The organism is Mycoplasma enhydrae (assembly GCF_017116825.1).
GTDB classification, from domain to species: domain Bacteria; phylum Bacillota_I; class Bacilli_A; order Mycoplasmatales; family Metamycoplasmataceae; genus Metamycoplasma; species Metamycoplasma enhydrae.
This window is the reverse complement of the sequence record NZ_JAFIRD010000008.1, coordinates 1-14701: the sequence shown is the minus strand read 5'-3', so window position 1 is coordinate 14701 and position 14701 is coordinate 1. Positions and strand designations below refer to the sequence as shown.

The window sequence follows — 14701 nt, the reverse complement described above, 5'->3', positions numbered from 1 at the left end:
ATTAATTTTGTAATATTTATCTGCAACTTTAAAACCGCTTAATTCTTTGATAATTTTATGAACAATTTTACCTTTTTTAGCTTCAATTTCAAATCTTGCTGTTGTTTCGTTTACTTTAGTAATTTTTGGCCGTGTAAAATATTCTGGGGTTTTGGGTTAACAAGTCAAATTATGGCTTGTTTTTTAGTATTTTTCTTTACATTTAGGAAACAAAACATGAGAAATAGAGGAGAAAAATTTAAGAATTGTATTGTGCCAAGAGACAAAGCAACAACAACATTTACAATTCTTAGTGATATAATCTATTTGATTTTTATTGGCACAAAAAATGCTAAATTGTTTGGGATTTATATAACTCTTTGGAAAAGATTTAGTAAATCCTTAAAAACTTTTAGGTTTGATGATGATAATGGAGTTTTCATTTATTATCCCACAAAAGAATTAGCACAAAATTTAAATATAAGTGAAATTTCCATTAAAAGACGACTGCAAGAATTAAAAAATCTCAAGATTATTGTTACTGACCGAGAAAATATTGGTTCAAAACAAAAAATTTACTTCAATAACTTGTTATATGTTTGAAATGAACATATGAAAAGTGATGAATTTAGAAAAAATATTAATAATTTGAAGGATGCCGATGATTTGTGAAAGCTAACAAGTCACTTAGAAGCTCAGGCCACCAAAAAACCAAGTTTAGAAGATGGTTTGAGCTGATAATTTTTAATTATATAAGTATCAAAATTGATACCTGAAAATATCAAAAATGATACCACCTAGTATCAAAAATGATACTTGGCGTATATATAGTAAATATATATATGAATATATAAGAGGTAATATTTACTAGGTTATATTTACCTGAGGTTATATTGTAATCATGGTTTAATGATTACAAGTAGATATATTACAAACTATATTATCTAAGTTAATTACTTATGATATAAATAACCTATTAAATATTATAAGCTACTTAAGGAATTATTGAATTAAAATAATATATTAACTTAATTAGTTTTTTACTAGATAAAAATATTATTTAGCAAGAATTTTTGAAAGGAAAAAAAATTTTGGATTATAATTGTGATTATGAAGGCAAAGAAATTATTAACTATTTTAAGTCCAATTGCAGCAAGTGTAGCTACTATGCCATTAGTAGCAGCTTCTTGTGATTGGCTTTATGATAAACCTAATAGACCTAATATTAAAAAACCTGAAATTAACATTCCTAAAAAACCAGAAGTGGATAAAAATTTAAGATTTGATAAAAATCTAATTTATGATTGTCCTAAACCTTTAGCAACTAGTGAATATTGACCTGGACCCCACCAATTCTGGCATTATTTTATTAACATTCATAAACTAAAAGTGTTAGATGCATATGGTAATGAAACTTCTCAATATGAATCAAACGACAAAAAAATTGAGCGTTATAATGAAGCTGTAGTAGCTATTAAGAATTTTTATGATAGTACTGATAAACATCGTAAGTGACAAGATAGCTGGTTTGATTTAAAAACTGAATCTCTTAAGAATTGACTAAAAGAACTAAGACAAAAATACGGAGTTTGAACTAATGAACGTTTTGCTGAAAATTACATAGCTAACTATCAGTTTTTTACAGAATCAAGATTAAAAGATAATGATAATGATTTATTAACTTTAACTTCGGATGAATTAAAAGAAGTTAGATTGCAAAATGCTGCAGCACTTTTACTTTGAATTACTTTTGAATCATATTACAAAATAGAATTCCAAATTTTTTGAATGTCACAATCCACAAAAATAATTACTGATTTTTTTACTTATATGCTACAAAATGTAAATGACTCAACCAAAACTTTTCAAGAGCAATTACAAAATATGCCAGCAAAACTAAAACAAGACTTAAAATGGTTAATTGAAACCTTATTAATTAAAAATATGTTAACTTCAATAAAAACAGGATTTGAAGTTGAAGGCAAGCTATATGCATTTCCTGAACCAATTTATGACCAATTTTATGATTTAGCAGGTCAATACAATAAAATTGTTGATTTAGTTAATGATTTTTATAATCCACTAGCATATTTAATGGGTTTTAATACTGATTCAAATGATTATTTCTTTGACAACAATGCTCGTGCTTTTGTTTGAACCAGAAAATATTTCCAAGGCAAAACAGAATATAGCTCAAACCCTAAAGGGCACAAAATCAAAGCTCTTAAACGACACAATTTAAATTCTTCTGTAGAAGCATTAGAAAAATGAATGCAAGAAAATAATGATTCTTTAAAATTAGAATTTAAATCAATTATTTAATTTCCTAAATGTAAATCTAAAATATGAAACAAGCACTATTAATTAGTGTCTTTTTCTTTACACTTTTTTACCAACAGGAGGTATTTATGCTTAATTCAGGCGGTGCTGATATAGGAACTCTAAAAAATGCCCTAGGGACTTTATTAGAATCCATTACACCCTTCATATCTCTAATTTCTGGCTATGCAGTGGCAGCTTTTGCTGTTATAGCTATTGTTATGACCTTTTCTGCAATTGCAGCTCTAAAAACAGCCAAAACACAAACAAATAAAAAAGAAGCTAAAAGTAGAATTGTTTCTATTTGATTATCGTTTGGCTTTTTAATGGTGTTTGTAATTTTAATACCCGTCATTTTAAAAGTAGCTTCCGTATTTTTAAAATAAATTTTGAAAGGAAAAAATAATGCATTGATCGTTTTTTGTTTGCATTGGTTTAGCACCAATATTAATAGTTTTAATAGGAATTGCCATTAGTTTTTTTAACAAAAGAAACAAAATCAAAATAAAACATGCTAATAGTCCAGCTTTTTATAAGTTTGACGAAGATTATAAAAAAGTCCAAAAATCATTAAATGCAACAATAGCTTTAATGGTATTAGTTGTAATAACAGCTGTAGCATTTGCATTTTATGGACTAGGTATGACTTATTTTTTAAATAAATAGGAAAATAGAATGCCAATAAACCTTCTTCAAGCTGCTCTGATACCAATAAGATATGCAGTATTTGGGGTATTATGAGGAGTTTTCATAAGCTTGCCTTTCTTAATCTTGAAAGGCTTATTCAAAGCAGCTCAATTTTTTGGCTTTGAATTAATAAACATAATAATTTTTGGAGCCAAACCAGGAGAATTTGATTTCTCATTTTCAAAACTTCCAGTAGCATTTTTAGCATTTATGCTTTATGCTTTGGCTTTTGCAATTGTATTTATTTTAATTTCATTTGCAAAATATCAATTAGCAAAAAATAAAAAGCAAAATATGGAGCATTTAAAATTTAAAAATGTTCTTAGACAATCGTTAAGTTCATTTTTATGGGCTTTATTATTACCATTTTTAATTTTTGTAATTAATGTTATTTTAGCTATAGTGTTCAAGTATTTTGGAAAAGTTTTAGAGCTGCAAGCAGGCACTAATTTAGATGTTGCAGATAATTTATATATAGCTCTAAATAATAATGCTGAATGAGCTAGAACCTCAGTATTACAAGGCCAATATTATCCAATGTCTTTAAGTGAATATGCAAATATATCTTTAACTTCAAACACTCTAATAGGTTTAATATTAATCAAAAATGCAATTGTTGCCATAATGTGTGTAGTGTTTTTAGGCTCAATACTTGTAGCCATAGTTAAATACTCCTTAATTCAATTTACTTTGTTTATTGTTTCACCATTAGTAGCAGCCAAAGCCATTGATGATAATGGAATTGCCATAGCTAAATGGAAAAAAGAGTTTACTAAAAGCACACTAAACATTTTTATATCCTTAATTTCCTTAAACTTTTTTGTAATTTTCATTTTAGTTCTAAATCCAGTTAAAGAAAAACTAGGCACTTCACAAGCTCTTTCTCTGATAGCTGACTTAATAATTTACATAGGAGCAGCTTATGCAACTAAATCTATCAACAAATTAGTTTCTAATTTATTAGGAATTGAGATATCTAACTTCTCATTTAAGAAAACTGGCGAAGTATTCAAAAAAACTTTAGGCTTTGGTAAGCAAGCTGCTGTTGCAGGTGCAGCTGTAGCTAGTGGAGGCGCCACTTTAGGAGCCACCATGGCTAAAGGTGGCCTTAGCAATGCCTTAGGTGGCTTTATCGGCAAGGGAATTAATCTATCAAGGGTTTCTTCAAACAAAAGTTTAGCGAGAGACTTAGGCATGTCTAAAGGCTTTATTAAAAGTTCATTTGCACATGTAGGAGCAAATAAACCATTAGAACAAAAGAAAATGCTAGATACCTTTAGAAAAGCAGCCACAAACTCAAAAACAGGCCAACTTAATAAAAATGCACTTAAAGATTTTGATTCATTACAAAAATACAATGCAAGTCAAATTAAACAAAATGAAAAACTGCTAGAACAAAATATTAAGAATGATAAGGCACTAGACCAAAAACTAGGCATGTTCACCCAGCAAGAATTAAACGAATTACATGCTAGAAATGCAAAAATTCAACTTGAATATGAACAAAAAATATCAGAACTTAATAATTTCTCAAAAAGTTTAAATCAATATGATGAAAACTACAATCCAAATACAGAAGAGCAAAATAATAACGAAAAAAAATAAAGGAAAAATAATATGAAAACAATAAATGGTAAAAACAAATTAGAGCGCCAAATAAATAGAGCTAAAAAATATCTAGGAATTGATTTAGAAGTAGAATCAAATAGATATTTAAGAGTTAAAAAACAAGAATATGAAAACAATATTTTTGTAATTTCGCCTTCAGCTTGTCGTTACAGCAAAAACTGTGATTGATTGCTAATAGACCCCATAAATTGACCACTCACTAAACCAATAATTATCAAACCTTTTAAATCAATATGAATAAATAACTTTAGAAATCCACCAATTGTAATTTTCCAGGTTAATTTTGATTATTTATCTGAAAATGAAAAGCAAGCTCTAGAACATTGTTTAAATGGATATGATGATATTTTTAGTTTAAATTATTGACTCACAACCCAAAACATTTACATTAAAAAACTATAAAAGCAATTATTTACACTAAATTGAGAGAACAAATGCTAAAAAGCAGCCTAATGAAGTTAATAAAATATCATGCTGAGCGTAATGAAAATGCTTTCAGACAAGAAGCTTATATGATTGCTGAAGAGTTTGATAAATTAGGAGATTATCAATTAGCAGAATATATAAAGGCATTATTATGAGGACTAGATACTTTTGGCCCACAAGAAAAATAACTAAAAAATAAGGAGAAAAACACTCAAAATGACTCAAAAAGAATTTAATGAAAAAATGAATATTATGAAGTTTAGAAATGAAGTTGAAAATGATATTAAAAAGTTTGGTTTCAAATCAAAATTTATTAAATATATAGCTTGCTTTTTTGATATGAGAGATAAATAATGACTAAAGCTAAATTAATTGAATATATGAATCCAGAAGATGTATCTATTTTTGAAATACCTTTTGATGATTTAAAAACCAAAACATTGAAACTAGCAAGTACAAATGACTATAATGTTGCCAAACAATATTGAACCAAACTAAAAGAACTAAATTATTGAGTTTCAAGTCTGGGACATGAAGAAATTATCTCTGAATATTTAAACAAAAATGAAACAAATTTAGAAGATATTAACAAACTGATAAAAATGTATGAAGATATAGAAAATTGTGACTGATTTTCATTATATCCAGAAAAAGTCAAAGAGTTTTGACCATGAAATAGCATTGAAACAGTCGATGATTTAAAAGCCAAATGAGATGACGATTTAAAAGAAAATGGTATTGAAAGTACGTATTTAGATGAAGCATCTGAGTATTTGTATCGTTTTTCAGATGGTGTTAAATATGTTAAATGAGTAGATGGAAAATATGAAGATGCCTTTTATGACATTGTTGAACAAGAAGCAGAATATATTGAAAATGTTTTAAAAGAATTAATAGAATCAAAAGATAAAAAAATTTTAAATAAGAGATAAAAATTAGACCCATAACTAGAAAAAGACACTAACTTAAAAGGAGAATAAAATGACAATTTATTTATATGGAAAAATCATGCACGTTAATACAAATTACCTTATTTTAGACCACAATGGAACAGGAGAATTAATTTATACACCAAAAATTGAAAGATTTAAGAGTGGAGAAAATAAAAAAATATTTATTTCTCAAATAGTTAATGAATATTCAAAAGTTACATATGGATTTGAAGATTTTAAAGAAATGGTGATTTTTGAAGATTTAATTGGTTTAAAAGGTGTAGGAGCTAAAAAAGCTATTTCAATATTAAATGTGGGCTGAGAAAACATTATTCATTATGTTGCTAATGAAAATAAAGAAGCACTAACTCAAATACCAGGTGTTTCTAATCAAATTGCAAATGATTGTATTAAATATTTTAAAAATAAATACTGCAAATTTATTAAAGAAACACCAAAAAAAGACACTATTTTAAAAGAATTTAAGGAAACAATGAAAATGTTAGGATTTTCAGACTACCAAATTAATAAATCACTTAAAGAAGTCGAGCCTAACAAAAATGTTGAAGAAATGGTGGAAAAAGCCATTGCAATTATTGCCTCTAAAAACAAAAAATAGAGGCTTTTTGTTTCTCTTGAAAAAACAAATTATGAAAATAAGGAGTAAAAATGCTTCAAAATAAGAAACTGGCAGATAAAAAAACTACAATATGAAAAAACTTTACAATAAGTGATTTACTAGTTATGATTGGTATTATTTTTCTAGGTCTTTTACTAGCAATACCAACAAATAATTTCAACTGAAAATTTAAAATTGCTATTTTTCTAATAGTTGTAGCATCTACATTTTGAGTTTTACTATTTTCAAGAAAGCACAATTGCAGATTTTATGTTTTAGCTTGAAGAGCTTTTAAGTACTGAATTAGTGTTAAAAAGTATAAAAAAGGGACTAAAAATAACCCACAGCTCTTAATTCCTTATCAAGAAATTATTGAAGATAATATAGTAGCTAATAGAAAAAATAATTTTGGAATTTTTAATCATTTTTCAATAATTAAAATCAAAGGTTTTAATGTTTTTGTAAACTCTCAAAAAGATAAAGAAATAGAAATTAATAGATTTATACAACTACTTAATTCTATTGAAGATAAAATCACAATTATTAAAACAACAGGTTCAATGAACTTAAAAAATAATTATTTAGCCTTAGAACAAATTAAAAATAGTGATTTTGTTAAAAATAACACTAATGCTAAAAATTATTGCTTAGCTAATGAACAAGATTTAGAAATGCTTAAATATCAAAATAATGTTTCAAACTATTATTTAGTAATTTATGGTGATTCTAAAGAAGATTTAAAAGATAAAAGAAGCAAAATGTTTCATAGATTAATTCAAACTAAATTTAGTCCAAAAATTCTTGAAAATAAAGAGCTTATTAATGTGCTAAATTCAGTTTTTAAAGTTGATTTGCAAAACAAAAACTCTAACAATTTTAATTTTGAAAATTTAGCTCCCAAAAATGTAGAATTTCATAATAAATATATTGCATGTGATGATAGTTTTGTTAGTTTTCAAAGTATTAATGATTTTAGTAGTTTTGATATTCAAGAAGGCTGAGTTTATAGACTTTTTGATTCTAATTCAACAGTTATTTGAAATTTAAGTACATTTGATGATTCAATGAAAGAAAAGCTATTAGACAAAGCTGATAGCTTAGTAAAAATTAATAATAATCAAAAATCTAAAGTTAAAACCTCTAAATCTGCAATTGAAATTGCAGCAATTGAAAATTTGATTTATTTAGCAAATGCCAAAAGCTCAAACATTTTTAATAGTAATTTTATTTTTGTAAATCATGGTAATAATTTAGAAGAAATAGGCTCTCTTGAAATACAAAACCAATTAAATGCAACTGAAGTAGGAGCTAACTTAAATCCTTTATTATTCATGCAAAAACAAAGCTATGCTAATGCTTGTTTAATAAACTCAGATAATCTATTTAATGACTTAGAAATGGTAAGTGATAACATTGCCGGAGGCTGAGGTTTTATTAATAGTGAACTTAATGATAATAATACTTTAATTTTCGGGCATGATAAAACAACAGGCTCACCATTAATATTTGATATGAAAGTTAAAAATATGAATAGATTTTATTCTAATGCACTAATTACTGGTGTTCCTGGTTCTGGTAAGTCTACACTTCTTAAAAAAATATTATTGTATTATTTAGTTTTTAATACAGACATAATAATTTTAGACCCCCAAAGAGAATATACTAAACTAGCTGAAGTTTTTGGTGGAAGTGTTTTAGAAATGGGAACAGGATTTAAAACCTTAATTAATCCACTTCAATTAGATTTTCAATTTAGTGAGCAAGAAGATTTATCTAAGCAAAACAAATTAGTCTTATCTCAAAATATTAGAAAAGTTCAAAAGTTTCTGAAATTAATGTGTAATTTTAATGATTTACAGACTAGATTTGTGGCTAAAGCTGTTGCAGAATTATATGAGAAATGAGGTTTTTATAAACCAAATGCAAATTTATTGAATTTAAAGAATGAAGATTTTCCTATTATTGATGACTTAATTAAGTTTTTGGAAAACTATAAATTTGATAATGAAAATGACAAAGATGTTTATTTAGAGTCAAAAAAATTTATTTTAGCCACTTTGAAAGCAGAGTTTGGACAAAATTCAGCTTATAAAGATTTATATAATGGCCCCACAAATATAAATATGTCTTCTAAGTTAACAATTTTTGACACTTATAATTTATCAACTAAGGATGACTCACCATCTTCAAAAGCAGGATTATTCTTAATTTTATCTTTTATTCAAAACAAAATTTCAAACAATTATTTTTCAAATCCAAATGGAAAAAACTGAATTATGCTAATCATAGATGAAGCACATAAATTTATAGACCCAATTAATCCTATAGCCCTAGATTTTGTCTGAGATACAGCTAAAACTATTAGAAAATATCGTGGCATGCTAGTTTTAGGAACTCAAAACTTTATGGATTTCAACCAGTCTTCAGCTATTTCAAGTAAGTCAGCTGGGATTATGGAAAATATGCAATATACCATAACTTTAAAATCTAATGCTGATGATATTGAAGCTTACAAAAATCTATTTCAAAATAGAATTCCTTTAACGGAACAAGAAACCCAATTTATTGCTACTGCAGCAATTGGTGAAGGAATATTGTCATTAGACAATACCACAAGATTTCAATTTGAGTCTTATTTCAATGATTATGAACAAAATTTAATTTTTAGAGATGGAAATTTAAAAAACAATCTGAATTAGGAGGTATTATGAAAAAATCAACCAAAATATTAATAGCCGTCGCTGTGGTGGGTGTAACTGCAGCAACTGGTTTAGGCATAAGTGCTTGCCAAAGAGCTACAATAAAAAAAGCAGATACACATGTTTATCAATGAAAAAATGAATGAATTAATATCTATGACACATTATATTCTCAAAGAAGAAAAATTAAAATAGATCCAAAATACATAAATATAGATGATTTAAGAATAGTTACAAAAAGAACAGGGCCAAAGTGAAACAATCCATCACACTCAGAAAAAATTGAAGCCCTAAAAAACAATTTATGGCAAATAAATGATAAGTTATATTCAAAATTTAGAAATTACATTGATAAATTAGGAATTAAAGATTATGAATTTGACGGTTATAATGGGGTCGAATCATACGAAATAAATTATCTACCTTTTTATAGTTCTTATGATGTTAATACCAAAGATATCTGTTCAACAATTAAATATGGTAGAGACAAAGGAAGAAAACACTGTTGAAAACAAAAAACAGGCTATACATATTTTGTAAAATCAATTCATTTTGAATACCCAAGATATGTATCTATTAAACTCAAATCAACAGCCCAACCAAAAGCCTTTGATTATTTTCAAAATTATTTAAGCACTTTTATTTCTAGAAACCAAGACCTTAAAATAGAAGGTGATTATTTGCATGACAAAATAGATAATTTTAAAATAAACAAACCAGAATTTGAGCTGTTTAGAACTAATGAAGAAGCATTCCTAGAATGAGCCAAAAAACTCGATGACAAGCGCTATTATTATGACGGTGAAATGTGGCAGCTAAAATATGAAATAGCTGAAGATAGAAAGCACATTAGTATTTTTATGGTTAATAGTGCTTTAAATGCTAAAAACTACTTAATTAAAAACCAAAAAATAGTTTTTACAAAATCTAATAAATATGATAAATTGAATATAATTTCAAAGCTGCAAATTACTGAGAAAGGTCAATATTTAACTTTTGATAACTTGGATGATGATAATCCAACTGGCATAAAAGAGGATAAAGAAATTAGAATTGAAAATGACAAACCAATAGGCTTGACTGGTTCTAATTATTATTTAGGAACTTATATATTGCATACACCTTCTAAATTCAGTTTTAAAGCTCCAAATGATAATTATGTAGTTAAAATTAATGGAAAAATTGTAGATGTTATTAATAATAAGTTTGATATTGCTTTATTAGATAAAAGGTCTAATCCTGATGATAAAACAAGAGAACATTTTGATAATGCAGATAAAAGCAAACCAAAGGATGAGCAAAATTCATATCAAAAAAATGAATATACAATTGCTATTGAAGAATATGACAATATAAATTTAGACACCTCTCCTAAAACTGTTTATACCAAAAAATACATAATTGAAACTAAACCTGGAGCACTTGATTTTAAATGATATGCTTGAGACCCGGAAAATAATCCAAATCAAAGAGAACTTATTGAAGAATATCTTATTGATGAAAATGGTAAAGTAAAAGAAAACGAACAGGGTTTACCAATTAAAAATCCTAAATTTGACCCCTTAGTCGATAAACAAACAGGTACAAAAAAAGAAGTAGTATGAATTAATACTGAAGGAATTAAACATATTGCAAACTCAGAAGTTGGCAAGAGCTCTTTTGAAATAAAATATGCACAAAAAACTGGCTTACCATACTTTGCATATACACTTTTTAATTCTCGTGGAAAATTAATTAGAGATAAAGGTTTTATAGCTGAAGCTATAGTTTTATCTAAAGCAGCTCTTAAGCAGCTAATTGGGATTACTAAGGAATATTACATGGTTCCTATTGATAAGCATTTGTGAGAAGATACAACTAAAACTAAATATTGAGCTAATCCTGAAAAATTAGATAATAAAGTTAGTTCAAACAGTTATATTTCAACTGAAGGACTTTATTTATTCTATTCTAGAAGCTCAAAACATGAAGTTAACAATTTTAAACTTGTATTAATTAAAAATGATGATAATGTTTTAAATAAGACATTTAGCCAAATAAATAAAATAGATAATATCAACAATTTATGAGCAACTTCTACAGGTAAGTTTTTTGCTGCCTTCTTAGAAAAAACAGAAAATATCAAAAAAGACCAATTAAAGTACTTAAAATATGAAAAAGTTAAAGAATATTGAGGCAATTATGTTACATATTTAAACAAAAACTCAGGTTCTGAAATTGATATTCTACCAAGATTTGATTTTTCTTCTGAAAACAATAAATTTGACAGCAAACAAGAATTTTTAGAATACATTAAAGAAAATAATATAAATATTGTTGATAAATATGGAGATTTTAAGTATAAGGAATTAGTAAATATTGAAAGCATGAATTTTTTAGATGAAAACACTTTAGAATTAAGCTTTTCATTAAAAACAGCTGATGATAGATATAAATTATTAGCTCACAAACAAACTTATGCAATTAGTTTTAAAAATTTCAAATTAAAAGAAATTATAGATATAAAATGAGACTTAAATTTTATTCATTCTAAATCAAAAAGTCTATCAAAAAACCGCTTTATAAAATGAGTAAAAAAGAATAATTTAGACCTAATTTTAAATTCTAATAATCACAAGCAAAAACTTGAATTTGATTATTATTTAATTGATAATCAATTAACATTAAAATTTAACTTAAAAAAAGAGTTTATTAATGATTATAAATTAAATGGAAACAATATAACACTTGATTTACAGTTTTTAGATGCTGATTTATTTGATGATTTTGAGAGCAATATTATAAATTTAAGTGGTGAAAATAGACCTGATAAAATTAAGAATATTGTTCTAATGCAAATATTTAGTCAAATCAAAGGTTATTTAATTAATCTGGGCATTGATATTGCAGAAAATGATTTAAAATTTGAAAAAGATTTTGAATTAAAGCTAGAAAAAATGACTAAAGTACATTTAAACTATGACCAGGCTCTTTCGAACAAAATAAATGTAGAAGTTGTTGTTAAAAACCATCCTATTGAATTTGAAATAATTAATTTTTCTAATTCTAAAATTTCTAAACCAATTAATTTAGAAGATTTGTCAATTGATTTAATTGATATTAATCTTGATACTTCATGAGAAACAGAAGCAGAATATGGGCTATTAAGACAAAAAATTGCGAATAAATTAAAAGAAATTCTTCAAAATGAGCTTAAAAAATTTAATGATGAATTAATTTTAGGAACTAATGTAATTTTTCATGAACCAAATTTTGAAACAATCATCAATAATTTATTTTTCAAAGATATAATCTCAGAATTTGAAATTTTTTCAAATCACCCATTAATATCAAATAAACTTCTTATCAAAGTTACTAATTCCCATCCTAAAGCACAAACATTTGATTTAAATTTACTAGTTATTAATGATTTAAAAATAGAGCTCAAAAGCTTTGAAAAAATAAAATCAGAAATAATTAAGTGAATTGATTTTCAAATTAAAAGCAATAATTTAATAATTAATTTATTTTTAAATGAGGATTATGAAATTGAAAATATTAATGATAAAGAATTTCTTAAAAATTTAGTTAAAGCTAAAGGTTTAAATACCTTAGATTTAAAAATTAAATCCAAAGGTTCTAAAACTACTGAATCAACAAGTTTTAAAGTAATAAATAACTTTGATGGAGAACTAACCTCTCAAGATAAGAAAAATTGAGTTACTCCTAAACCTTTATCACCCTTAGCAATAGCTTTAATTGCCACAGGCAGCACAATTGGATTGATATCAATAGTTTTACTATCCTTATTAATTTATCGCAGGAAAACAGCTAAAACCAAATAATTAAAAAGGCAGGCTCAATCTGCCTTTTTTTGTTTCAGTTTTTAAACCAAAAAACTAGATTTTTTATTGAAATTTTAATAAAAATAATTAATAATCAAGAAACACATGCAATTTCAGTATTTTGATTTAGATATAATTTAAGCATGAATTTAGTTAACCATTTAAAAGAAGAACTAATCAAAGAAGATGAAATGTTTTTTTGAGGTCCTAAAAGGAAAAAAGAAGGTTGAAAAGTAAAAGACTGAATAATTAGAAGGCTAAAACATCTAGAAGGTGAAATTAATGTCAAAATTCGAAGATATTATAGAAAAATAGAAAATAGAATTGAATATTATAATGTCTTTAATACAAAATTTAGAGATGAAAAAAGAAAATCAATAACTTTATCACTTAAAGAATCAGCTTATAAATTCTTTTTAAAAGGTTTGAGCTATAGAGCCATAGCTGACTGTTTTTCTATAAGCCATTCAACAATTTTTAACTATGTTAAAGCAAATCAGCAAAACACCTTAAAAAATATGCAATTTATGAATTATAGTCAAATTGCAAAAACCAAAAAAACAATTTATATATCTGTTGATGATACATATTTTAAAATCAAAGAAAATAAATGTCATACTAGTAAACAAAAAGCAAGGATGATAAACTTCTTTTTGCTTGATGAAAACAAAAAACCTATAGCAAAAAATCATTTAATTATGATGTCAAAGCCCTTAATTAACACAAGTATAAGCTCTTTAGCTAAAAAAATATTAGCTATAATAAAAAACTTTTATTCTAGCAATTTGAGAATTATAATTACTGGAGATGGAGCTAAATGAATAAGAACTCTTGCTAAACTTTTAGATGCAAAGCAAATTTTATGTAAGTTTCATTTAGCACAAAAATTAAGGGTTATTTTTAATAATTCTAAAGAATTAAGAATGAGCTTAAATAACTTAAAAAATGTACTTCACATAAATTTAAGAACATATATTTATGATTGCATAAAAAACCATAATTATCTGAAAATATATGCATTTGTAGCTAAAAATTGAAATGAAATATATCACTTTTTAGACCACAATAGATGCAAACTTCTTTATGATTTTGCAAAATACATAAAGCTAAATTTAGCAGGTTTAGAAGAAATTAAAAATGATGATTATTTATATTATGGAAATATAGCAGAAAGTTATGTATCACACCTGGTAAAATCTAAAATTAAAAGGCATTTTGCTATTTATTCATTAAACACTGTAATTCAAAAAATCATCGGACCAACTAAAAACCAAAAAAACAACATTATTATTGAAAATCTAAATATTTAAATAAATATTTGCCAAAATAAAAAGCTATTTTATAGCTATATTTTTTCATTGCAAAAATTATAAAAATTTTGGGTTTTTAGGTATATAATTAAAGTGTAAAGAAAATTTTTGTTAACCTAGTTTTCTAACCCCTTTAAATTTTACACCACCTAATTTTTTTAACTGTTAATTGTCAATCAGGTTCTGAAATTGACATTTTAATATCTTTATTTTTTAAATTATCAATTTCAATATTTGAAATTTCTGGAATTTCAATTACTAAATTTTTTTCAAGTCT

The 14701-nt window shown here is 25.5% G+C and carries 13 protein-coding genes; all 13 read left to right on the top strand.

Annotated features, from left to right (window positions below; all coding sequences use genetic code 4):
- The first annotated feature begins 216 nt into the window (after window positions 1-216).
- A complete protein-coding gene (locus tag JXZ91_RS02820; RefSeq protein WP_205851501.1) occupies window positions 217-720 on the top strand; it encodes a replication initiator protein A in 504 nt (167 codons plus the stop codon).
- Window positions 721-1089: 369 nt separating this feature from the next.
- Window positions 1090-2301 carry a variable surface lipoprotein gene (locus JXZ91_RS02815; protein ID WP_205851500.1) on the top strand — a complete coding sequence of 404 codons (1212 nt, stop codon included), beginning with the start codon at window positions 1090-1092 and terminating at the stop codon, window positions 2299-2301.
- A gap of 86 nt (window positions 2302-2387) precedes the next feature.
- On the top strand, window positions 2388-2684 hold the full coding sequence (locus tag JXZ91_RS02810) for a hypothetical protein (protein ID WP_205851499.1): 297 nt from the start codon (window positions 2388-2390) through the stop codon (window positions 2682-2684).
- A gap of 19 nt (window positions 2685-2703) precedes the next feature.
- Window positions 2704-2964, top strand: coding sequence for a hypothetical protein (locus JXZ91_RS02805; RefSeq protein WP_205851498.1), 261 nt, complete (start codon window positions 2704-2706; stop codon window positions 2962-2964).
- A gap of 9 nt (window positions 2965-2973) precedes the next feature.
- Window positions 2974-4590 carry an Mbov_0396 family ICE element transmembrane protein gene (locus JXZ91_RS02800; protein ID WP_205851497.1) on the top strand — a complete coding sequence of 539 codons (1617 nt, stop codon included), beginning with the start codon at window positions 2974-2976 and terminating at the stop codon, window positions 4588-4590.
- Window positions 4591-4602: 12 nt separating this feature from the next.
- Window positions 4603-5016, top strand: a complete 414-nt coding sequence (locus JXZ91_RS02795) for a hypothetical protein (protein ID WP_205851496.1) — start codon at window positions 4603-4605, stop codon at window positions 5014-5016.
- Between the two features lie 50 nt (window positions 5017-5066).
- Window positions 5067-5228 carry a hypothetical protein gene (locus JXZ91_RS02790; RefSeq protein ID WP_205851495.1) on the top strand — a complete coding sequence of 54 codons (162 nt, stop codon included), beginning with the start codon at window positions 5067-5069 and terminating at the stop codon, window positions 5226-5228.
- A gap of 28 nt (window positions 5229-5256) precedes the next feature.
- Window positions 5257-5394, top strand: coding sequence for a hypothetical protein (locus tag JXZ91_RS02785; RefSeq protein WP_205851494.1), 138 nt, complete (start codon window positions 5257-5259; stop codon window positions 5392-5394).
- Window positions 5394-5972 (top strand): hypothetical protein, encoded by a 579-nt coding sequence (locus JXZ91_RS02780; protein WP_205851493.1) that lies wholly within the window; start codon window positions 5394-5396, stop codon window positions 5970-5972. The genes JXZ91_RS02785 and JXZ91_RS02780 overlap by 1 nt, the downstream gene beginning before the upstream one ends.
- Before the next feature lie 49 nt (window positions 5973-6021).
- Entirely contained in the window at window positions 6022-6591 is a 570-nt protein-coding gene (gene ruvA, locus JXZ91_RS02775; protein ID WP_205851492.1) for a Holliday junction branch migration protein RuvA, read from the top strand.
- Between the two features lie 50 nt (window positions 6592-6641).
- Window positions 6642-9290 (top strand): Mbov_0397 family ICE element conjugal transfer ATPase, encoded by a 2649-nt coding sequence (locus tag JXZ91_RS03745; RefSeq protein ID WP_205851491.1) that lies wholly within the window; start codon window positions 6642-6644, stop codon window positions 9288-9290.
- Between the two features lie 8 nt (window positions 9291-9298).
- Window positions 9299-13114, top strand: a complete 3816-nt coding sequence (locus JXZ91_RS02765; protein ID WP_205851490.1) for an Mbov_0399 family ICE element protein — start codon at window positions 9299-9301, stop codon at window positions 13112-13114.
- 29 nt (window positions 13115-13143) lie between these two features.
- Window positions 13144-14424, top strand: a complete 1281-nt coding sequence (locus tag JXZ91_RS02760) for an Mbov_0401 family ICE element transposase-like protein (protein WP_205851489.1) — start codon at window positions 13144-13146, stop codon at window positions 14422-14424.
- Window positions 14425-14701 lie beyond the last annotated feature (277 nt).